We start from the raw sequence: 21,743 nt of genomic DNA on the forward strand, positions 1-21,743 counted from the left end.
CCATTAGATGTTCCATCCCGGCAAATACGATTTCGTATTTTGCAGCATCTGGTCGAACAACATTTCCGCTTGGTTTACATCGATAGTCACAAGCGGGTCATTCACGAAAGCATTGAACGCTAATGCTTTATCCTTTTGCAGAGCTGCCTTCAAAATAAGCTCTTGATTCACCGTGTGCTGCAGCACCAGATTATTAACAGCGAGCGGAAGCTCGCCTGCATAAACAGGGCGCAGACTGTTCGCTGAGAACACGGCATTCGTCTCGACAACGGCTCCCAGCGGTATCCCCTTCATTTGTCCCACGTTCGGAACGTTGACATTGGTAACAAAGGATTGGAGACCGATTAATCCTTTGAGTTGTCTAACTTCTTCCTCTCCTGATGCCTTCAGCGGCAGCTTCTCCTCTCCGCTAAGCAGCTTGCGGTAATAAAGCTCCGTTGCAATGTGCTTCTCCACACGGCTTTCAACCGTCGTTAAGCCAAATTTCCAGTAGCGAACCGTTTCCGAGTCCTTCATGTACCAAGGAGGCATAAATTCGGCCAGATGGCGATCTCCTGCCGCCGCAATAATGCCGTAACGTCGGAACAAATCAAATTTCACCCGGTTAGCTGCCGTGTACGTGTTCGTCATCCAAGCATCTTTGTTATGCTCGAAGCCCGACTCGTAGTACTTATCTACAAACTTCCGATACATCGGGAGCAAATCTATATTTTGATAGGTAGCTTGATCGATCCATGTAAAATGATTTATACCAAGCACGTTCACTTTCACATCATCCCGGTGCACGCCCTCTATACCTTCCATGTCACGCAGCATACGAATCAATAATCCTTGCGTACCAAATATTTCGTGACAACAACCAAGCGCCTTGATTCCTGGGAATACTTCGTATAACGTCCGTGTGCATAGCGTCATCGGATTCGTATAATTAAACACCCAAGCATCCGGCGAAAAGCGCTCTATGGCTTGGGCTATTTCCACATACATCGGAATCGTCCGCAGCGCTCTAACCAACCCTCCAGGCCCAGTTGTATCGCCAACCGCTTGGTAAATGCCGTACTTTTCAGGTTCATGCACATCGGATGCCATCTCGGTGAACGTTCCGGGAAGAATCGAAATGAACACAAAGTCACAGCCGATTAATGCTTCTTTGAGCGTCGGATACGCCTTGTATATCCATTTGGACTTCGTTTCGGCATAATCAGAAACCGAGTTGCCTAATTTCTCGTTATTTTGGGCTTTGTCATAGTTAAGGTCATAGAGCCGAATCGTACCCGATAGTTGGTCATCCAGCGCCAGATCCGCAATGAGATTTTTGGCCCAATACATAGAGCCTCCACCGATGTAAGCAATTTGTATGTCGTTTACTTTCCCGTTATTGAATTTCATTTTGCTCCTCCTCACAATCGTGCAGTCATGCATACGCTACAAGTATAGAAAACAATCTGAATGAAAGGGATGGCAAAAATTTAGCAGGGTTGTGATTTTTTACACTTTTGCTAAGGTGCCACATGTAAAAGGAATATAAAAGGACGCCAACTAGGGAGCATGCTCCCCAGGGCGTCCAGTCCGTCCCATCCTATTTTCGTACGAAATAATTTAATCGTTATAAATTCTGTACATCAGCACAGCAACTTCCGCTCTTGTAGTGCTATTCAGTGGCTGCAGCAAACTGCCGTTTCCTTGAATCAGACCTTTATTGACTAATAAAGCGGCACTTTCTGCGGCATAGTCCGCAACATCTTTAAAGTCTGCGAATGTGCTCAGACTTGTTGTGCTTACCGCTGTATTCAGCTTGCCTGCCTGCTTCAAGGCCCTTGCAGTCATCGTCATCATATCTTGGCGGGTAAGCTCTGCATTCGGAGCAAACAAGTTCTGATCTTTCCCTTCCACAATGCCAAGCGCCCTCGCCATCAAGACTTCCTGATAGAAATAATCGGATGTTTTCACATCATCAAATACAGCCTCAGATGCAGCGGATAAACCTAACGTCCTCATGAGAAGTGTAATATATTCCGCCCGTGTTATTGGCGTTCCCGGCGCAAATTCTACGTCAGACTTGCCGTTAATAACACCTTTGGACGCCAACACTTCGATAGACTTCCTAGCCCACTCGAATTTCGTAAGATCGGCAAAGCTTTTTACAACGAATCCAACTGCATACTTGCTAAAATGTGTTGTCCTAAACGTGACCGTTCCGCTGCCAGCATCATACTTCCCGCTCGGAACTGGCGTTAGAACGCCATTGTCATCCACATACCAGATGACAATGTGCTCCGGTTTGGTTAGCTCTTCTGCTGTCGGTTTATAAGGCACGGATACTTCAACAGAGGCGGAAGGATTGTTGAATTCCACTTTCTTGCCGTCTACCCACAGGGCTAGATCAACAATCGGTCTATCTCCAATTAACTGCTTAAGCGATCCCGGAAGAGTAGACTTATCCGTCACAGTAAGCTTTAATTCAACCGTTTTGTTATCTCCTAATGTACTGGAGCTGAACATATTTCCTGGCAAATACACATTCCCAATTTCCGACCTGACTTCCGTTGTACTAGTCGTGGACCCATTACTGAGGGATTCAGCCGGAATAGTTGCTAAATAAGCGTTCTCCCCCTGCATGCGGACTGCCGTTATCACTCCGGTATTGTTCACCGTATCGGGGTTCTCAGGACTCGAAGGAGCCGATGTCGTCGGTCCAGAGTCAGAGTCTGTGTCTGAGTCTGAATCTGAATCTGAATCTGAATCTGAATCCGGATCAGGATCCGGATCCGTGGTGATCGGCCCCAACGTAGTTAACTGAAGCGGCAGTCCGCCCAGTGTCTCATACACGGAACCATAGACAGACTGACTAACAGCCTTCACCCTGAATGTATAAGCTGAACTTGGCATCAGGCCGACTGCACTGTAGTTATAGACATCAGCTGTCACACTTGTTAATTTGGTATTTCCTTGATAGATGTCATACGCGGATACCGGTAAGGTTGTCGTGGCTCCGGCCCAGCTTAACGAAACACTGCGGTCCGTAATTTCCGTCGCCTTAAGGGCAGAATTCCCCGTAAAGGATATCGGTCCGTAAGCTTTAACCTCATTTACGTTAATATCGCCATCGACTTCATCGACTGTAAATTTGATATATCTGGCCTCTACAGGCGCGGAAAGCACAATTCTCTCAGCTATGCTCGTAATGCTCGGGTTACCGTATTTCCCCTGGCTTACACGGTCGTCGGTCAATAACTTTATCCATTTGTCACTGTTTGGATTCGTGAACGCTTCACTGTCCGTAGCATAATAAAACGAAACTTTTTTCAACTTATTTTGAAAGCTATCGTATTCAAAGCTGTTTACCGGCGTTGGTTCCCCAATATCCACCATCATCCATGAAGAAGTCGAGCCTTTTAGCGCAACCCACCTGGAACCTGTATCATTGTCCAGAGCCTTGCCAGCACTATAACTGCTTGTGTCATCGTTCCAAACTCGCGGATATTGGACTTCCTTATTGAACAGCAGATTGTCGGAAGCGTTCTTAATGCCTGTAGTCGTTACTTCGCCTTCTGCACCAGCAGCTGACAAGGTCCCTCTTCGGATAGCGTAAATTTTCACTTGATAAGTCGTACCAGGTGAAAGATCTTTGATCGTATAGGAGGTATCCTGAACCTCAGCAGCCACGATCCTTTCCGTATCACCGTTAACTAATGCCACCCTGTAGTTCTGGGCATCGGCTACAGCGTCCCAAACAACTTGGATGGATTTATCAGATAACGCTGTCGCTGTTACGGATGAAGGCGGATTAGGAATAATCGGGTCTCCATCTGTGTGCAGCACCTTCACTTCACTTACCGCTGAAAGCATCGGTTTAAACGAATACGGATCCGTATACACCGTCCTCACAGAAAGATTATATAAGGCGCCGGGATCTAAATTCGTCAGGTTAGCCCTATTGGAATCTACCTGATCGACAAGCACTTTTCCGTTATCGTAAATAATGAAATGGTCGGCAGGAACCTCATTCCAGGAAATAGCCGCTTGAGAACCTCCGGCGTATTCAATCGTCACATTAGATGGCGTTTGAGGCGCATTATACATCTCAAGCTCGGTTACCCGAGGCGGTCCCGTCATAACAAATGTAGGAAGTCCATTCACTGGAGTGCCCGTACCATTAGAACCTGTACCATTCACAAAATAAAACTTTACATATCGGGATGTGAACGTCTTCCCTAGGTCGATCACATACTCTTTATCCGCCGCATCATCTCCGCCGCTATTAGGTCCATTATAGGTAAAGGATGTATCTGCTTTAAAAATAATATTGCCTAAATCCGCTTCGGAATGATCTGTCTCGTCATCTGAAACGGCTATATTCACCGTCTGCAATCTTAAAGATTTGGCGAATAGCTTCACTTGACTAAATGGCATTTTTTTCCCTAAATCGATGACTACACTGCCCTTTTTGGAGCTTTCAGTACCGATCCAACTCAAATCTCCTAACGCAGATGTATTGTTCTGAGGCACTTGCGTCAAGCTCGTATACTTTACCGGATCTGTTTGAACCCCATCAAGGAGTCTCTCTGGTTTAGCATTCGCGATCTGGAACGCATTGCCGCTTGCGGGGCCGTAATTATAAGCCTTTTTACCATAAGCTAAGTTAACCGGTGAAGCATCTACTGCTGACTTATACAGCGTCATGTCTGCAAGGTATATTTTGGCATCCTTCACATTCGGATTGGATTTATCCGCTTTTCGGTAGATCCCCCATTTCGGACGGTTGATCATATCGTCCACCGCAGGATACGGCCCCTCGAAGGTCGATCCATTATACTTGATCTCAGGACGTCTCCAAATATCAAGAACCCGGTTAGGATCGTTGTATTCCATCAACACTTCGCCTGTCTCGACGTCTTTCATGATCATCGTGACCCAACCGTATTCCGAGTTTAAAATTTTAACCGTAATGTCCACCCATTTGTCTTTCACGTCATTCAGCGGAATACTGGCCAGCGTTTCTTGCCCGGCATCCGTACCGATATTGGCATAGCGGAACTCCAAATTCTGCGTGGCAGATGAGGAAACCGTAAACGTAAGTATCGGATTACCGTCTTCGGCGCTAGAGAAGTTTGGATAATTAGCAGCGTCATGAAGCGGTAATTTGTTACCCACCAATCCGTAGGAGTTGTATGCCTTGTATTGGAAGATATGAAAAAAACCATCCGGCTTGGTCAAATCTTTATCAATCTTCAGCTTCCAGTTGTAAGCCGTAATGTCATTCTCCAAACCAATTCGGTCTGGGCTCTCAGCTGGCGGTCTGATTTCAATTCGCTGTCTGTCGTCATTCCCTCCGACGAATTGTCCGGTTGTACTGTCATAAGTTGTATTATGCAAATAACAGGAAAAACAATCGCTGCCATTCACTTCAACTTTGAAAACATCTTTGCCTAATGCCTGATCATAGTAATTGGCCACATGTCTTTCGGCCTCTTCTCCGAGAATGTCTCTTGCCGTTTTGGTGGCGCCTTCGACAGGGTTATCTGTACCAAAAGCCTCGCCAAAAACGTCGTAAGGCGATCTGGATGGGTCTGCATGTATGGAAACTGAATTACCGCCGTGACTGTTAATGAAATCCGAATCGAGCACATCAACAGAGGAAACTCCGGCAGCACTAGCGACATTCGTCATTGACAATATAGAAACCTGACCTATACCAAGATTACAAATAAGGAATACGGCCAATGACAAGGCAACTCTTCTTCTAAAATGGTTGAATGTTTTCATTCGGGGACTAACCCCTTTCATTGTGATAGATTGGCGAACTGGATATTGGCTTTCGGCCTATCCGTAACCACGATCATCGTTCATTTTCTGATGAAGCCGCTCATGCTGCTAGGTAAAATTCCTCCTCCCTCCCTAGAATCTGGTCTGCATCAAGTATTCCTTTGTGCACGCTTTCAAACCTTGAACGCTTCTATCATAATCCTCGATCGGGAAAAACTAGATGCAGTTTTTTACGATGCTTTTGTCTTTTTTTAACATTGGACAAGTTCTATCTATGACACAAAAACTCCTGAGGCTTTGCCTCAGGAGTTTTTAGGTAACGGACACACTAGTCGCTATTTGGGTTTATGGCTATATTAATGAGAGCTAACGGACCGTAGAACTATAAATGCGGATTAGCAGCGGCTCAGTCCGTTAGACGTTAGGTAAACCCACTAAGGGACACTACAAAGAGACACTACTAAGGGACTTCGACCTATAAGTGCAAAATAGCAGCATCTCAGTCCATTAGACACTAGAGGTTCTACTTGGAGTCGTCCAGCAGCCGCAGTAAACGCAAAATCGTAAACCGGTTGCGCACAAACAGCGCATCCCTCAGTGACGCCTCCACCAGCTCCGGCTCCACGCCGAGCTGCTCAGGCGCCACCGGTCCCTGCACAGCCCCAAGCCAAGCCGTCAGCTGCTCGGGTGCAGGGACCGCGCGGGCGATGGCTTGCACATCGCCCCACCTCGAAGCGATGCGCGCTTTCAGCGCCTCGCTATCAACAACGCTGCCATCCGCCGGGAAATTCTCGGCGATGACCTGCTCCGCCATGGCCCCATAGGCCCCGCGGATGCGCTGCGCATCCGTCTGCCGGCTTGGGGCCTGGCTTTGCGCTAGGCGCGCAGCGGCCTCGCCCGCCGTGATGTCCCGCAGCGACGCATAGCGCTGCGCCATCATCACGGTCGCGACGCCGACCTTCGCGCCGTGCAGCAGCGCCCGGCGCCGCTGCTGCAGAAGCACCATCTCCCAATAGTGGGAGAGATGGTGCTCTGCTCCGGAGGCCGGCCGGGAGTGGCCGACCAGGAGCATGGAAAGGCCGGACAGCAGCAGGCCTTCCATCAGCTTTAACAAGCCGAGATCCGTGCGCTGCGCGATCTCGTCCAAGTGAGCCGTGCAGAGCTCCACGGCTTCCAGCGTCAACTGCGCGCTCAGCTCGCAGTAGTGCTCGTCAAGCAGCACGCGGCCAAGCGACCAGTCGGCCAGCGAGGTGTGCTTGCCGAGCATGTCGCCGAGACCGGCTGCGATCATCGCTTGCGGCGCTTCCGCGAGCAGCGCGAGATCGGCAAAAATCGCTTCCGGTGAGCTCGCCGGGATCGTTGTCTTGAAGCCGCGCACGATGAGCGGCGCGCCGACCGAAGCGAAGCCGTCGACGGATGGCGCTGTCGGCACAGACAAGAAAGGCCGCTTCGTGCGGTGGCCGACGAAGCGCACGATGTCGTGCAGGGTCCCCGCCCCCACGGCAACCAGAGCCTCCGATGATAATGGCGTGTCCAGCAGCAGCTGGACGATCGCTTCCTCATCGGCGGCAACTTCGCCCATCGCGTTCTCGCGGATCACGCTGATGCTGACCTTGACTTGCGCGGCTTCGAGCAGCCCGCGCAGCTTCACGCCCGCCGCTTGATACGTCTTCTCATCCGCGACAAGCGTGACTTCACGATATCCGGCTTCTTTCAGATAGCCGGCCACCTGCCCCAGCGCATCCCGCTCAATGACGATGCGCCGAATCGGAATTTCATGCCTCTGCCCACATGCGCAATCAACCGTACGACCAAGCCATGCATTCAAAACCTCACTCATTCTCCTACATCCCCTCTCCATCTTCAAACCAAATTTCAGCTTCCCTGAACCCCAACTCCATCACTCGAACTTCTGCTTCCCCAAATCCCTACGCCATCACTAGAACTTCAACTTCCTCGAAACTCATTCCCAGCACGAACCCATCTCGAACCAAGATGTACGTACAAGTACTTCTTCCCCTATTTTAACAAAACCTATGCTATAATGATACACACTGCCTTCAGCGCAAGTAGGAGGAGAATACCCATCATGCCCATTCAAACCGAAACGGAGCTATACGCTCCGGTGAAACAATATTTCGAAGACCGCGGCTATGCCGTTCGCGGAGAAGTGAAGCACTGTGACTTGGTTGCCATTCGCGGGGATGAGCCTCCCATTGTTGTAGAGCTCAAGAAAAGCTTTAACATCCCTCTGCTTGTGCAAGGCATCGACCGCCTTCGTCTTACGGAGCAAGTGTATGTCGCTTTCGAGCTGCCTAACAAAGGGAAAGCTCCTCATCGCTTGCAGTGGGAGGATATCCGGCGTCTCTGCCGTATGCTCGGGCTAGGCGTCTTGACCGTTCAATTCTACAAACGCAAAAAACCCGCAGTCGATCTCGTCTGCGAGCCTACACCTTATACGTTACGCCATAATAAAAGAGCAGCTTTACGGGTCGTCAATGAGTTTCATGAACGCAGCGGCGACTACAACGTGGGAGGCAGCTCTCAGCAAAAGCTGATGACCGCTTACCGTGAGAAATCGCTGCATTGCGCTTATTTGATGCGTGAGCACGGTCCGCTCAGTCCGCGGCAGCTGCGAGACCTAACGAATAACAAAGCTGTCAGCTCCCTGCTGCAAAAAAACTACTACCGCTGGTTCGTTCGCCAAAGCCGCGGCATCTATCACATTACCCCGCTTGGAGAGAAAGCTTTGGCGGACTACGTTCACGTTACCACCGCTTTTACTCCCGCGGAAGCGCCAACTATTCCTTAAGAGCGAACGACCACTTTATTGGCGTTCGCTTCTTCTTTTAACATGAGCAGCACTTTATTCATCCAAATCGCAGCTTGCGCACCCTCACCCATTGCAATCGTTACCTGCTCCGCATGGACACCCACATCACCGGCGGCCCATAGGAATGGTACGCTTGTCATTTTGGAACGAGCATCTGTTATGATATGCCGATTTTCCAATCGTTCCGCGCCTAGCTGGCGGGCCAGATCCGATTTCACTTCATTCCCACCGAACGCAATGAAACCGCGCTCCGCTTCCAACCGCTTCCCATTAACCGTCACAAGCCCCTTGAAAAGGCCATTCTCGCTTGCCATTACCTCTTGAATATCATCCGCTATGTAGGCGATCCCTTTTTTCTTAAGCTCTTCCAAATGGCTGCTCTTCATAGCACACAATCCATGGTTAACATATGTTAGCTTATCTGTCCGGAGGCGGAGCTTCAGTGCCATCGCGGCACCAGCATCACCCGAACCCATCACAATGGTCGTTTTATTTCTAATTTCATACCCATCGCAATCCGGACACACGTAAATCGTTAGTCCCAAACATGGTTTTAACCCGGGAATGTCGGGAATACGATCCATTAATCCAGTGGCTAGCAGCAGCGTCGGCGCTTCATATCCTTGACCGGACTTCCCCCATAACTCAAAGCCATCTCCTGGCTTCCCCTTATTCACAGCTTGGACAACTTCATCATGGGCAAAAGCAACCCCCAGCTTCTCAGCCTGCAATCTTCCCAGCCTGCGAAGCTCTTCACCCGAAACTCCATCTGGCCAACCTAGAAGGTTGTGATAGCTTTTGCACAAGGTCGACCTGCCATAGCCGGCATCAATGACGAGAACGCGATGCTCATATCTGCCAAGCTGAATAGCCGCCTGAAGTCCGGCAATGCCTCCGCCAACAATCACACTGTCATACTGTTCCATAACCTGAAGTCCCTCTTCTCCTATCATCTATCTCTAGGATAACCTTGTAAGGACGCTTTCATGCTCACGCTAACGATTCTTAATGGACCAGACCAAGGCAAATTGCGTGAGAGAGGCGATCATGAGAATCCATGGAATCATCCCGCCTTCCAAATCACTTCCAAATGTAATGAAGCAAAAAATTGAAATCACACGCCCAACATTTAGAAAAAGCTCTCGAACAACAACGCTTTCGACTTTCAATTCACCTTTGAGCGGCAATTTGGCAATGAGCCCGTAATAATAACCCGTCATTGTATTGCCTTGCAGTGGTGAAAAGATCGAGTACAGAATCATAAAACCTACGACAGACCAGATCGTGATGCTTCCTAATAAAAGCGAAACACCCACCAGATAACCTATCGTGGATACTGCTAGATATAAACGAGATTTGTTGTTCTGCGCGTATTTGGAAATAAACATTCCCATGGCAATGCTCAAGCTGGAGTAAAGTACGCCTAAATAGCCCACAATATCTTCCCGCGGCATAACTTGAAACAAGAGAATATTCGGAAGGAATAACATGGTGCCCTGAAGCAAACCCATCCCCAAGAAGCCAAGCAATGCCTTCAGCCAGTCTTGGTTTTTTTTCATAATGAGCCCAGTCCACTTTAAATAGTAAACTCGGTGATGTCCGCTGGAAGCTTTTATTTTCAAAGATATCAAAGCTGCCAACAGGAACATGCAAAAGGCAATACCAAAAACGATGGTATATCCACTAAGTCCATCTTTCAAACGAATAATAAAACCGGCAAGCGCAGGGCCTGCCAAAGAAGCCATCGTGAAAAAAATCATATTGTAAGCGAGGTATCGAATCCGATTCTGTTCGGTTGACACATCGTACATAAGTGTCAAATAGCCCACCCAGTAAAAAGCGCCGGCGAGCCCATTGAAAATGGCAAACGCTACGTAATATTCAACGAGCGCCTCTTGAGCAATAATCACACTCAAATAAAATAAACCGATCAGCATGATGCCTAAGCGGTACGAGACCATTCTATCTTTCTTTTTGATCATCCAGCCGCCAATCGCAAAACCAATCGGTGTCAAAATGTACACGATGATACTGTAAGTTCCATTTACGGCTACGCTGTGTGTTAATCGCCAAAGATATAAGTTCAGAAACACACCCGACATTGAAGCGCCGAATTGAAAAGTAGAATGAATAATGAGCGAAATGATTGCTTCACGCGTTAATCTTTTCTCTTGCGGTAGTAGGTTCCCCCTGCTTTGTAACCAAGTCTTGATTCTTAAATACATCGTAGCCCCCCGCTTCCCAGTCTTCCTTATTGTAACAGCCCGTAATCCTTCTGTTAAACGGCAAAAAGCCCCAGCTTCTAGCGCTGAGGCTCTGTTTCCAACCAATATCGTATTACTTCTTCAGGCTATCCCATGTTTTCTGGAATTCATCAAGCATTTGATCCTTCGTATACTTCTTCGCCACATAACCTTGCATAATATCGCCGAATTTTTTACTGGATGCTTCGCCGCCTGGGAATTTGAACCAGTTCCAGCTCAGTGTTTTACCAGCTTTGCTGTAAGCAATAATGTCAGCCGCTAATGGTCCAAGTACTTTTTCGTCAGCAGGAATGGATTTGAAGGCCGGGATGAACTTGAACTCGTCTGTGATATATTTCTTGCCTACATCCGATGTTACCATCCAGTTCAGGAATTTCTTCGCTTCGTCTTTCACAGCGGAGTTTTTGTTGATTACCCAGTTGTTAGGAACGCCGACAAACAATTTGTCGTTCGTCGCAGCGTCATCGCTGATCGGCATTGGCAAGAAGCCAATTTTGATATCCGGGTTTGTTTTCGTAATTTGAACTTGTGTCCAGTTACCTTGCTGCGTCATAGCCGCTTTACCTGTTGCAAAATCAGTTACCTGTGTGTTGTAATCTGTTTGCAGCGGGTTTTTGTTACCATATTTCAATTGAAGATCGAATAATTTTACCCATTGATTAAATTGTTCGTTACCTGGAATTTTCGCCGTTCCTTTGTTCAAACCATCAATGAAAGCATTCGGATCTTTCTGATACGCAAAAGGAAGGTTTACGAAGTGGTTACCTAGTACCCACCATTCGCCATATCCGGTTTCAAAAGGTGTAATCCCTTGAGCTTGCAGCTTTTTAGCGGCATCTTCCAGTTGTGTGATTGTTTTTGGCAGTTCAGTAATGCCAGCTTTGGTGAACAAATCTTTGTTGTATTGGAAGCCGTAGCCTTCAAGGTTCAGCGGTTGGCCGTATAGTTTACCGTTCTTGGTCATTGGCTCTTTCGCCACGTCTACAAGATCTTTAACCCAAGGTTGATCGGAGAGATCTTCCAAGTTTTCGATCCATTTATCCAGATCCGAGAAGCCGCCGTTGTTGAAAATGTCCGGTTTGTCGCCGGAGTTGAACTTCGCCAGCAAAGCTGCGCCATAGTCCGCTCCGCCGCCTACCGTATCAATTTGAATTTTCACGTTTGGATTCAGCTTTTGATATTCGGCAACTAATTTACCCAATTGGTCAGCAATTTCTACTTTGAATTGGAACATTTTAATCGTTACAGGTTTACCGCCTGCAGCTGGAGTTGCTGATGCTGCTGCCCCCGTTGAAGCTGCAGGCGCAGGTGTCTCTTCTTTTTTACCGCAGCCAGCCGCAACCACAGAAAGTGTGAGTAAAGCAGCCATACTGATCATTGTTAATTTTTTCATTTAGGTAATGCCTCCCTTTTTTTGTTTACTCAGCTTACCCTGATGATGACAGACCATTCATTCCCTCGTCATCAGCTTACATGGTTTATTGTAAACACTTTCTTGAACCCTTAACACAGAGGATATTGAACATAAAGGTGGAAGATTTTGAACTTCCTAACAAATATGTCACCCTTTGACGGAACCTGCTGTGATTCCTTCAACAATGTGCTTCTGCATGGCAAGGAAGAAAATAACGATTGGTAGAACGCCTAGTGTCAGACCAGCCAAAGCCAAATCCCATTGCTTCGTATATTGTCCAAAGAAGGAGAACGTCGCTAAAGGTATTGTTCGCAGATCAGGACTGTTTAACACGAGAGAAGGCAGCAAATAATCGTTCCAAATCCATAAACTATTCAAAATAACGACCGTCGTAGACATCGGTTTTAACAACGGGAATACGATACGCCAGAACACGCCATAGGGCGAACAACCATCCACTGTAGCGGACTCTTCGATTTCTAGCGGAATTGATTTAATAAAACCGTGGAACAAGAAAACGTTAAGAGATACACCAAAGCCAAAGTAACAAATAATCAAGCCTAACTTGCTGTCCATCAGTCCTACTTGGCTCGCGACACGAACAAGCGGAATCATAATGGATTGAAACGGAATGACCATCGCCGCAACGAAAGCCAAGAAGATAAGGTTGTTGAATTTACTTGGCTTCCGCACCATGCGATAAGCGGCCATGGAACTAATAACGACAAGCCCAATATTACTGAAAACCGTAATAATCAACGAGTTCATGAAAGCGCTAGGGAATTTCATGATCGTCCATACTTTTTTGTAATTATCCAAATATAAGCTATGCGGAAGCTTTGCTGTGCTAGCTGCGAGCTCCGGGAAGGTTTTGAGTGAGTTGACAATAACAAAGTAGAACGGAACTAGGAATAGCAGAGCGATTAGAATACCCAGCACTTCAAGCGTGAATAGCCGTCCGGAATATTTTTTGACTGTTTCCATTACACTTCAACCTCCTTGCGTTTCGTATACATGACTTGGATGGTCGAAATAATGGCCACTACGATGAAGAACACTAATGCTTTCGCTGTTCCTAAGCCATAGTTGTTATTGCGGAACGCTTCTTGATAAATATTGATAGACACGGATTCTGTGGAGTTGAACGGTCCGCCTTTAGTCAAGGAGAAGTTCAGGTCAAACATTTTGAAGTTCCACGAAATCGTCAGGAATAAACACACCGTAACCGCCGGCATAATGAGCGGAACAATAATGCTTTTGAGCACTTGAAAACGGGTCGCTCCATCGATATAAGCCGCTTCGATCATATCTTTGGGCACATTGGAAAGCGCCGCAATGTAGATGATCATCAGGTATCCTGCACCCTGCCAAATACTAACGATCGCAATTGCCCAGAAGGCTGTAGGCGCGTCACCAAGCCAAGGCAATTGGAAAAAGCCCCAATTCGTCAACTCGCCCAGTGTCCCGAAGCCTTTGACGAAAATAAACTGCCAGATGAACCCAAGCAGGAGTCCGCCGATGACATTCGGCATGAAGAAAATGGTGCGCAGCAGATTTCTGGTTTTCAGTGCTTGTGTTAGCAGCAGCGCCAGAAGGAATCCGACAAGGTTCGTAAGAATTACGTCCGTTACGGTAATCCGCGTTGTGAACCAGAAAGCGTTGCGATAATCCTTGTCATCAAAAAGAAGGTGCTTGAAATTGTCCAAGCCGTTAAACTTCACGGTTGTCGTTACACCATTCCATTCTGTAAATGAATAATAAATGCTCATGAGAAAAGGAATCACTACAATGAGCGCGAAAAATAGGAATGCAGGTCCGATAAACACCCATTGCTGTAATAGTCCTGATAACCCCTTGCCCTGTTTCATGGGAATTTCCCCCTTACGATTAGGTAACTATAACCTATAGTATAAATACCTTTATCCTTCTGAAACACAGATAATGGTGATGCATTAGGTGGAATTTGTTGACCTCTACTGCTACAATATAGGGTGAAAAGTCCACGAAGAAACCGAGTTGATTCGACATGTTTCGTCACAGCATACGCAACAAGCTGATCCTTTTTCTACTGATCGCCACACTCGTTCCATTCATTACCTCCATTGTAGTCTCCTATATATTCACCAAGGAAAAAGTCACCGAAGATACCATCACCAACAATTCGGCCCTCATCTCCCAAGCGAAATTGAATATATTAAACTACTTAAATGGGGTTGTTCAAGCGTCAACAACGATCTATACAGGACAGCATTTGTCAGAGCTCGGACAATTATACGATATTCTGGAACGCGAACGGGATATCGACTATATGAGTGATAAAGTGATCAAAAGTGGATTGCAGGTCATGTCGCATGCCGTTAAGGAATTCAAACAAGTTTACTTGTATGCTTCTGTGAGCGACCGGTCCTTTTTGTCGAGCAACGATTTTACAGGAAGCACAACCGGCAAATATGCGTCATTGCGTCCTTTTCCAGAAGATAAAACAGTTTACTTTGAAACCACTCATTTGAGCCACAGTTACAATATTGCAATTAACGTGTATTCTGCACCAACACCTGTCCTGTCTATGCATCGCAAGCTGATGTACTCCCCGAATAACACATCTATTGGAGAACTTATCATTGATCTTCATTTAGACCTTATTTCGGAAATTTCCCAGAGCTTGTACACGCATGACACGGAAGAACTGTACATCCTGGATAATGAGGGCTATATCGTTTTCGGTCCGGAACCTTCCAAATGGGGGCAGCGTCTTGAAGACAGCTGGGGAAATGAAGCCATCCACAGCACATTGGATAAGGGCTCGTATGAATGGAGCAAAGGGCCTTACGCCGGCATAAATGTGTTTGAAAAAATGAAAACTGAGTATGTCGACTGGACGATCGTCAAACGGCTTCCTTATGATCAATTAACCAAAAATGCCAAGCAATTAACGCTGATTAACTCGCTTGTCCTGACATTTTTCATGCTCATCGTCATCGGTGGCACGATTTATATTTCCTTTCTTTTTACAGAGCCTATCAAGCAATTGATACGTTATATCACACGCATTCAAGCCGGTCAGGTGCAATTAGGCCAGATGCATACAGATATTGAACTGACGCGTACCGATGAAATGGGCATTCTAGCCAATCGCTTCCATGGCCTTATGCAGGATTTGAATCAAATGGTCATGCGCGAATATCGTCTGGAGCTTGCGAACAAGTCCAATCAGCTTATGGCGCTGCAAGCCCAGATCAATCCGCATTTTCTGAATAATGCGCTGCAATCTATCGGTACGCTAGCTCTGCAGCATGATGCACCCAAAGTGTATGCCTTAATCGCTTCCCTTGCCAAAATGATGCATTACAGCATGAACACGAATGAATCCGTCGTCCCATTGGGCAAAGAGCTTGAACATATCAAAGCGTATCTAGAGCTGCAGAAGCAGCGCTTCGAGCATCAATTCCAGATCGTCTATGATATCGAGGAAGGCACCAAAGCCATCTTCGTGCCCAAGATGATCATTCAGCCGCTTGTCGAAAACTATTTCAAACATGGGTTTAAACCAAGTGCAGCGGAAGATGGTCTCTTGCGCATTCAAGCATCCAAACGTACAGAGGAAGAGTATGAATTTTTACAACTGATTGTTAAGGATAATGGAATTGGCGTTACTGAGGAGCGTTTACGCGAAATTAGAAACAGACTTCATGCCCCTTCCACAGGCGATGAGGCCTGTATCGGGCTAAGCAATGTGCTAACTAGAGTAAAATTGTATTTCACTGATGACGCTACGCTGGACATTGAACATGCACAACCCCGGGGTTTAAGAATCGTCATCCATATCCCGATGAAAAAGGGAGCTAACTAATGAAAGTCTTACTTGTCGATGATGAGAAACATGTACGTGACGCGATTCGACTGCTCGTGAACTGGCAGCAGCACGGTATCGATACCATATTCGAAGCACCGGATGGCGAATCTGCCACCGCGCTCATTGCACAGCACCATCCTGAAATTATTATGACAGACATGATGATGCCCATCATGAACGGCGTGAAGCTGCTGGAGTGGCTGCAAGCGAATGCTCCAGACGCCAAAACAATCGTCATCAGCGGCCATGACGATTTCTCATTACTCCGCCATACCTTGAAGTATGGAGGAACCGACTACATTCTCAAGCCGATCGAGCCGGATCAGCTGAATGAAGCGCTGGATAAGGCGATTCAGGCTTGGACCAAGGATGAGGAGCTTCGTCAAACCAGCCGCGAGTTGAATATTGAAATGAATACCATTAAGCCGATGTATTGGGACAAGCTTCTTTCCGGCATCATCGCTGAGCCCTCCACTTATGAGAGTGCCGCTGAGCAGCTCGACAAAGAGCTTCAATTGACCCGGAACATTAACGAATGCCGGGTTGCCATCTTATCCTTAGATACCATGGAACGCAGCGTGAAGAATAAGTTCAGCCAGAACATGGATCTATTACTGTTCTCATTGATCAACATTTGCAATGAATTTCTCACAACAGATGGACGCGGCTACGCTTTCCGCCACTGGCACAGTGAAACGGAAATTGTGCTGCTATTATGGAAGGATCTGCTCGGGGCTGAAGCCTTTCTTGAAAAAATTAATGAAGGCATGCGTACAGCGCTGCACACACGTGTTGATTTTGGAATTGGCCGCTTACACGCCTTCCCTGCTGATGTGACCTTATCTTATCAAGAAGCGCGTGATGCGCTGCGCAAACGCAACCTTAAAGCCAAGGATACCTGGATTCATAGCATGCTGAACCCTGTCAAATCTCCTCAAGCTGCGCTTACCTTCACGCAGTATGAGGAGAAAATGAATCTGGCTATCCGCAGCGGCAGCATTGAGCAAATTGAGGAAGCTATCCAGCAATGGATGGACACCGTCAAGCAAAGCGAGGTCATTACGCTGGAACAGCTGGATCTTTGGTGGCGGGAATATACCGTCATGAAACGTCGCTGGGTGCAGCAGTTCTTCTCCGGCATTAGCGAGGACAAAGTCAAGGAGATGCTCTCCGATGAACCAACCAGCGTCATTGTACCGCTTGACGAGCAGGGGATTCTCTCCCTTTCGCAATGGCAGCAGGAGCTTACTCGGAGTATCGTGCAGATGTCCAAAATGCTGCTTGAGAATCAACACAAGGACAAAAATGTTATTTTTGAAATTTCCGAATACCTTCAGAATCATTACCACGAAGATGTGACCTTGCAGGAAATTGCGAGCCGTTTTTATCTAAGCCGCGAATATATCTCCCGTAAATTCAAGCAGGAATTCGAGGTTAATCTCTCGGATTATTTGGGCCAGATCCGCATGAGCAAGGCGAAGGTTCTGCTGCGCAATCCGCATCTACGAATTTCTCAAGTTGCTGAAATGGTTGGCTATCAGGACGAAAAATATTTCAGCAAAGTTTTCAAAAAGTTAGAGGGTATCACCCCCAATGAATATCGAAAAACATCGAATTCTATCTAAATTTCTGTATAAAATAGGGAATATGCTATACTAGGAGACAGAGGTGATTATCATGAGCATGCAAATCGAGACAACGACGGCGAATTCCTTCCCTCGGGCAACAAAAGCCACAAAAGCTGGAAGAAAAACGTACGTTTACTTGTTTCTAGGTTGGGTCATGCTGATCGCAATCGGAGTGGCAGCAGCCATGCTGTATACAGAGCATTTAAGACAACAAATAGCAACCGATATCGCACAGCAAACCCAGCAACAATTGCAAGTCGTGCAAGAAGATTATCAGAAGCAAGTTACCCAATTGAAAGACAGCGTTTCAACAGACATGAAAGCCCTACAAACCAAGGTAGACTCCCTGAATGAACTGCTTGCCTTCACGAAGGACAGCGCCAACAGCAAGACCGATAACAGCAACCAGCTCTACACACAGCTTGCTGATGTGAAGAAGAAGCTGGATGAGCTGCAGAAGAACTTGGATGTGTTGAAATAATGACTACAATTCAAGGTGTCAATCGCGTCTTTCTCCTTGCTTGTGCCCCGTTTGTGGGCATGTTGATTTGGCTGCTATTCGTTTCCGCGAGCATCCCCATTCATCCATGGTCACCTGCAGCGCCGACCCCCGTTTCCTTTCAACAAGAAGCGAGTGCCTTAGACAGCCTGCTGACCAAAGCAAACAATGATGCAGCGCAAACCAAGACCATTATTCAGAAATATTTTGAGCTGTATGAGAAGAGCACGGCAGAAGTAACGGCAGCCCTTCAGAGTGCCACAGCCCAGGTCGCTAAGCCCGGCATTATCTATGATGCACGGATTACGGCGAAGCTCGGCAACCCTATTCGACAAACCTCCTCTGGAAATATCGACTTGAAACTATTTGCTTTGAATGAAAATAACTACAAAGGTTATGCTCTTAAAGTAAACCTCAAGAGTGAGAAAGCCATTAAGCTTGTTTTGGGCAAGGATAAAATGGGTTCCAGTGAGACTACCTTGGAGGCTGCGTCACGCTACGGCGCTATTGCCGGCGTGAATGCTGGAGGCTTTGCCGATGACAGCAAAGGCAAGCGCTACCCGCTCGACACAACGGTGATGAATGGTAAGTACTTGAACGGCTTCTTCCCGACGAAAAACGATACAACCTTCATCGGTTTGAATAAAGACCGCCAGCTCATTGGCGGCAAGTTCAGCTCCCAAGCTGAGCTGGACAAGCTTAATCCGCTGATGGGTTCGACCTTCGTTCCAACGCTCCTCAAGAACGGAGCCAAAACGACCATCCCTTATCAGTGGCAGAGCTCGCCGGCGCGTGCAGCCAGAACCGTGATGGCCAATTACAAAAACGACCAGCTGTTGTTCATCGTAACCGACGGTTATGATGAAAGCGGCAACTCAGGAGCAACACTCGCTGAGCTGCAGGACAAGATGCAGCAGTTAGGCATTGTTGACGCTTATAACCTCGATGGAGGCGGTTCAACTACGCTAGTCATGGGTGGCAGCGTCATTAATCGCCCATCCGATGGCAGGCTAAGACCGCTAGCAACGAACTTCTTATTTTTCAAATAACCGGAATTATTCACACTTTATTCGTTTCTTTTTTTAGGATGGTTGGGTATAATAAGCCTTAACTATATGCTTTTACGTTTTTTAACCTATAGGGGGTGCAGCAATGTTTGGCTTATCAACAACATTTTGGCTCGTTAACACCGTTTTTGTGCTATTTCTCGTCGCAATGATGACGGCTTCCTATAACGAGGACAAAACTAAGGGCCTGTAAGTTTTCCAAAGACCACCGGAATGTTTCATTCTGGTGGTCTTTTTACGTTCGGCAGCTTATGGAGTGCGGAGTAACTCTGGCGAAAGATCAGAGAATGCTCGGTGAATGCTCGGCGAAATCGAAAAGAGCTCGAAGAATGCTCGGTGAAACCCGAAGCGCGCCTTAAGGAAGCTCCGAGGGAACTATAGTCCTCTATCTCCCAGAAAACCGGCATTCCGGCCTAGCGAAGGGAACTACGATCCTCTATTTGGCCCAGTTGAACTCCTCTTCCAACATTTCAAAGGAAATTAGACCCTGTAGTTCCGCAAAACTCGCACAATCAGCTATTTTCTCACATATAGCGCCCCATAGTTCCCCTAAAACGCGCGCAAACAAAAAAAGCACCTCTTTCCATGAAGGAAAGAAGATGCTTTTTCGGGATTATGCTCTTACTTTAAGCACATTCATTTCTGTTACACAAGTGCTGCATATGTAACGTTCTTTGAACTCACTCACGGTTTCCATACTGCCGCAAAATACACATTTCGGGCGGTATCTTTCCAAAATGATATGATCACCCTGTACCAAAATCTCGACAGGATCTCCTTCATTCATTTGATATCGTTTACGTAACGATTTAGGCAGAACTATACGTCCCAATTGATCGACTTTACGAACGACCCCGGCTGGTTTCATCATAGGACTTCACCTCTCTTCCGCTTTCATTTTCTATGCTCAGCGTCTTGGCTTAGCATATCTATACGGACTGATAGGGAATACTATTCGCCATTGGTCAAGAAACTCCTTCTAATTAAAAGCCGAAATTTCTTTTATTGTCAATTTTGTCGACACAGACCTAAATTAAGTCTTAGTTCTAATACCTAGTCAAGTCCTTCGAAGCCCGTCTGCCGTAATCCCTCATAGAGCATAATGGCGGCTGAATTGGATAAATTGAGCGATCGAACACTATCCGACATCGGAAGTCGGAGCAGCGTTTCTGGATGCTGACGCAGAAGTTCTTCCGGGAGACCTTTCGTCTCTTTGCCAAAAACAAAAAAGTCGCCATCCTGAAATGTAAAATCTGTGTAACGCTTCTTCGCCTTCGTCGTTGCAAAAAAGAAGCGATGCTCTTTATACATCTCTAGCACCTCGTCAAACGAATCGTGATACTCGAGCTTAACGGAGTGCCAATAATCCAATCCTGCACGCTTCAGCGTTTTGTCGTCCGTCTGAAAGCCCAGCGGTCTAACCAAATGGAGATGCGTGCCTGTTGCAGCGCATGTCCTTGATATGTTTCCTGTATTTGCAGGAATTTCGGGTTCTACTAGTACAATATGAAAAGCCATCTCTGTCAAATTCACCTCATCTTCTATCCTATTATATGCGCCCAAGGATTGCAATTTTACACAGCGTTAACTTTATCTTAATATGTCGATGATAGAGCTCCTGCATAATAGAGTTATCCTTCTCGATAAAAGGAGTCAACCTAATGCTAAAGAAAAAAATCCTCGTTGTCGATGACGAACCTTCAATCTCAATGCTTATAGAGTTCAACCTGAAGCTCGTGGGCTTCGAAGTATATTGCGTATTCGATGGTGAAGCTGTATTTGATGCGATTCAAACTTTTCGACCTGACCTCATTGTTCTAGACCTTATGCTGCCGAAAATGGACGGCTTTCAAGTATGCCGCAAACTTAGAAACCAGAATAACCTCGTTCCGATTATTATGCTTACAGCCATGCAGGACCTTACGGATAAAATTGCGGGGCTGGATAACGGGGCCGATGATTATATGACTAAGCCGTTTTCGCCGCAAGAACTTATTTCCCGTATTCATGCTATTCATCGTCGTATTCAAACTTTGCCGTCTGCTTCAGAGAACACGCCTATTACAATTGGTCAGATTTCGATTAAAGCTGACCAACGCGAAGTTACGATGAACGGCGCACCAATCGAACTTACGCCCAAAGAATTTGAACTGCTGCTATTCTTATGCAAACACCGTGGCAAAGTCCTGAGTAGACAACAACTGCTTCATGGTGTCTGGGATTATCACTTCCTTGGTGATACCCGAATCGTCGATGTGCACATCTCCCATCTACGCGACAAAATCGAACAAAATGCCCGCAATCCGGAATATATCATGACGATTCGCAATGTTGGTTACAAGCTGACTGAGCCTGTCGTGAAGGAATCTCTGGCTTAATGAATGACAAAATCGCCGCCCACTCAAGGAAGCAGGGGCGG

Annotated in this window: 16 protein-coding genes; 6 read left to right on the top strand and 10 right to left on the bottom strand. The window is 46.8% G+C overall.

Annotation, left to right across the window (positions count from 1 at the left end):
• Nucleotides 1-3: 3 nt before the first annotated feature.
• The 3 genes from AC58UW_RS08730 to AC58UW_RS08740 all read right to left on the bottom strand — a co-directional run bounded on the left by AC58UW_RS08730 (nt 4) and on the right by AC58UW_RS08740 (nt 7,606).
• Nucleotides 4-1,389 carry a family 4 glycosyl hydrolase gene (locus AC58UW_RS08730; RefSeq protein WP_497420301.1) on the bottom strand — a complete coding sequence of 462 codons (1,386 nt, stop codon included), beginning with the start codon at nt 1,387-1,389 and terminating at the stop codon, nt 4-6.
• A gap of 210 nt (nt 1,390-1,599) precedes the next feature.
• Nucleotides 1,600-5,766 (bottom strand): S-layer homology domain-containing protein, encoded by a 4,167-nt coding sequence (locus AC58UW_RS08735; RefSeq protein WP_497420302.1) that lies wholly within the window; start codon nt 5,764-5,766, stop codon nt 1,600-1,602.
• 523 nt (nt 5,767-6,289) lie between these two features.
• Complete coding sequence (locus AC58UW_RS08740; RefSeq protein ID WP_497420303.1) at nt 6,290-7,606, bottom strand: sn-glycerol-1-phosphate dehydrogenase; 1,317 nt, start codon at nt 7,604-7,606, stop codon at nt 6,290-6,292.
• A 249-nt stretch (nt 7,607-7,855) separates the two neighbouring features.
• On the opposite strand from AC58UW_RS08740, the gene AC58UW_RS08745 reads away from it, so the two are divergent.
• Nucleotides 7,856-8,578, top strand: coding sequence for a DUF2161 domain-containing phosphodiesterase (locus tag AC58UW_RS08745; protein WP_497420304.1), 723 nt, complete (start codon nt 7,856-7,858; stop codon nt 8,576-8,578).
• Here the strand turns inward: AC58UW_RS08745 and AC58UW_RS08750 are convergent.
• From AC58UW_RS08750 to AC58UW_RS08770, 5 genes are all read right to left on the bottom strand, one after another.
• Complete coding sequence (locus AC58UW_RS08750) at nt 8,575-9,552, bottom strand: NAD(P)/FAD-dependent oxidoreductase (protein ID WP_497420305.1); 978 nt, start codon at nt 9,550-9,552, stop codon at nt 8,575-8,577. The genes AC58UW_RS08745 and AC58UW_RS08750 overlap by 4 nt on opposite strands.
• Nucleotides 9,553-9,594: 42 nt before the next feature.
• Nucleotides 9,595-10,824, bottom strand: a complete 1,230-nt coding sequence (locus AC58UW_RS08755; RefSeq protein WP_497420306.1) for an MFS transporter — start codon at nt 10,822-10,824, stop codon at nt 9,595-9,597.
• Between the two features lie 112 nt (nt 10,825-10,936).
• Nucleotides 10,937-12,256 (bottom strand): ABC transporter substrate-binding protein, encoded by a 1,320-nt coding sequence (locus tag AC58UW_RS08760; protein ID WP_497420307.1) that lies wholly within the window; start codon nt 12,254-12,256, stop codon nt 10,937-10,939.
• Nucleotides 12,257-12,424: 168 nt separating this feature from the next.
• Nucleotides 12,425-13,261 carry a carbohydrate ABC transporter permease gene (locus tag AC58UW_RS08765; protein WP_497420308.1) on the bottom strand — a complete coding sequence of 279 codons (837 nt, stop codon included), beginning with the start codon at nt 13,259-13,261 and terminating at the stop codon, nt 12,425-12,427.
• The gene (locus AC58UW_RS08770; RefSeq protein ID WP_497420309.1) at nt 13,261-14,145 is read right to left on the bottom strand and encodes a carbohydrate ABC transporter permease; all 885 of its coding nucleotides are present in this window, start codon (nt 14,143-14,145) and stop codon (nt 13,261-13,263) included. The genes AC58UW_RS08765 and AC58UW_RS08770 overlap by 1 nt, the downstream gene beginning before the upstream one ends.
• Before the next feature lie 158 nt (nt 14,146-14,303).
• On the opposite strand from AC58UW_RS08770, the gene AC58UW_RS08775 reads away from it, so the two are divergent.
• From AC58UW_RS08775 to AC58UW_RS08790, 4 genes are read left to right on the top strand one after another with little or no spacing between them, the layout of a single operon-like run.
• A complete protein-coding gene (locus AC58UW_RS08775; RefSeq protein ID WP_497420310.1) occupies nt 14,304-16,127 on the top strand; it encodes a cache domain-containing sensor histidine kinase in 1,824 nt (607 codons plus the stop codon).
• Complete coding sequence (locus tag AC58UW_RS08780; RefSeq protein WP_497420311.1) at nt 16,127-17,755, top strand: response regulator; 1,629 nt, start codon at nt 16,127-16,129, stop codon at nt 17,753-17,755. Before AC58UW_RS08775 ends, AC58UW_RS08780 begins: the two co-directional genes overlap by 1 nt.
• Before the next feature lie 52 nt (nt 17,756-17,807).
• Nucleotides 17,808-18,239 carry a hypothetical protein gene (locus AC58UW_RS08785; RefSeq protein ID WP_497420312.1) on the top strand — a complete coding sequence of 144 codons (432 nt, stop codon included), beginning with the start codon at nt 17,808-17,810 and terminating at the stop codon, nt 18,237-18,239.
• Nucleotides 18,239-19,306 carry a phosphodiester glycosidase family protein gene (locus AC58UW_RS08790; protein ID WP_497420313.1) on the top strand — a complete coding sequence of 356 codons (1,068 nt, stop codon included), beginning with the start codon at nt 18,239-18,241 and terminating at the stop codon, nt 19,304-19,306. Before AC58UW_RS08785 ends, AC58UW_RS08790 begins: the two co-directional genes overlap by 1 nt.
• Nucleotides 19,307-19,937: 631 nt before the next feature.
• On the opposite strand, the gene AC58UW_RS08795 is transcribed toward AC58UW_RS08790, so the two are convergent.
• Nucleotides 19,938-20,192 (bottom strand): AbrB/MazE/SpoVT family DNA-binding domain-containing protein, encoded by a 255-nt coding sequence (locus tag AC58UW_RS08795; protein ID WP_497420616.1) that lies wholly within the window; start codon nt 20,190-20,192, stop codon nt 19,938-19,940.
• Nucleotides 20,193-20,377: 185 nt separating this feature from the next.
• Complete coding sequence (gene trmL / locus AC58UW_RS08800) at nt 20,378-20,842, bottom strand: tRNA (uridine(34)/cytosine(34)/5-carboxymethylaminomethyluridine(34)-2'-O)-methyltransferase TrmL (RefSeq protein ID WP_497420617.1); 465 nt, start codon at nt 20,840-20,842, stop codon at nt 20,378-20,380.
• A 143-nt stretch (nt 20,843-20,985) separates the two neighbouring features.
• Between trmL and AC58UW_RS08805 the strand changes: the two genes are divergently transcribed.
• Nucleotides 20,986-21,702 (top strand): response regulator, encoded by a 717-nt coding sequence (locus AC58UW_RS08805; RefSeq protein ID WP_127457576.1) that lies wholly within the window; start codon nt 20,986-20,988, stop codon nt 21,700-21,702.
• Nucleotides 21,703-21,743 lie beyond the last annotated feature (41 nt).

This window comes from Paenibacillus sp. J22R160, assembly GCF_059692135.1.

Bases quoted from the DNA above. Each gene is read 5' to 3' on its own strand.
- AC58UW_RS08730 (WP_497420301.1), bottom strand. From the start codon at position 1,389: ATGAAATTCAATAACGGGAAAGTAAACGACATACAAATTGCTTACATC.
- AC58UW_RS08735 (WP_497420302.1), bottom strand. From the start codon at position 5,766: ATGAAAACATTCAACCATTTTAGAAGAAGAGTTGCCTTGTCATTGGCC.
- AC58UW_RS08740 (WP_497420303.1), bottom strand. From the start codon at position 7,606: ATGAGTGAGGTTTTGAATGCATGGCTTGGTCGTACGGTTGATTGCGCA.
- AC58UW_RS08745 (WP_497420304.1), top strand. From the start codon at position 7,856: ATGCCCATTCAAACCGAAACGGAGCTATACGCTCCGGTGAAACAATAT.
- AC58UW_RS08750 (WP_497420305.1), bottom strand. From the start codon at position 9,552: ATGATAGGAGAAGAGGGACTTCAGGTTATGGAACAGTATGACAGTGTG.
- AC58UW_RS08755 (WP_497420306.1), bottom strand. From the start codon at position 10,824: ATGTATTTAAGAATCAAGACTTGGTTACAAAGCAGGGGGAACCTACTA.
- AC58UW_RS08760 (WP_497420307.1), bottom strand. From the start codon at position 12,256: ATGAAAAAATTAACAATGATCAGTATGGCTGCTTTACTCACACTTTCT.
- AC58UW_RS08765 (WP_497420308.1), bottom strand. From the start codon at position 13,261: ATGGAAACAGTCAAAAAATATTCCGGACGGCTATTCACGCTTGAAGTG.
- AC58UW_RS08770 (WP_497420309.1), bottom strand. From the start codon at position 14,145: ATGAAACAGGGCAAGGGGTTATCAGGACTATTACAGCAATGGGTGTTT.
- AC58UW_RS08775 (WP_497420310.1), top strand. From the start codon at position 14,304: ATGTTTCGTCACAGCATACGCAACAAGCTGATCCTTTTTCTACTGATC.
- AC58UW_RS08780 (WP_497420311.1), top strand. From the start codon at position 16,127: ATGAAAGTCTTACTTGTCGATGATGAGAAACATGTACGTGACGCGATT.
- AC58UW_RS08785 (WP_497420312.1), top strand. From the start codon at position 17,808: ATGAGCATGCAAATCGAGACAACGACGGCGAATTCCTTCCCTCGGGCA.
- AC58UW_RS08790 (WP_497420313.1), top strand. From the start codon at position 18,239: ATGACTACAATTCAAGGTGTCAATCGCGTCTTTCTCCTTGCTTGTGCC.
- AC58UW_RS08795 (WP_497420616.1), bottom strand. From the start codon at position 20,192: ATGAAACCAGCCGGGGTCGTTCGTAAAGTCGATCAATTGGGACGTATA.
- trmL (WP_497420617.1), bottom strand. From the start codon at position 20,842: ATGGCTTTTCATATTGTACTAGTAGAACCCGAAATTCCTGCAAATACA.
- AC58UW_RS08805 (WP_127457576.1), top strand. From the start codon at position 20,986: ATGCTAAAGAAAAAAATCCTCGTTGTCGATGACGAACCTTCAATCTCA.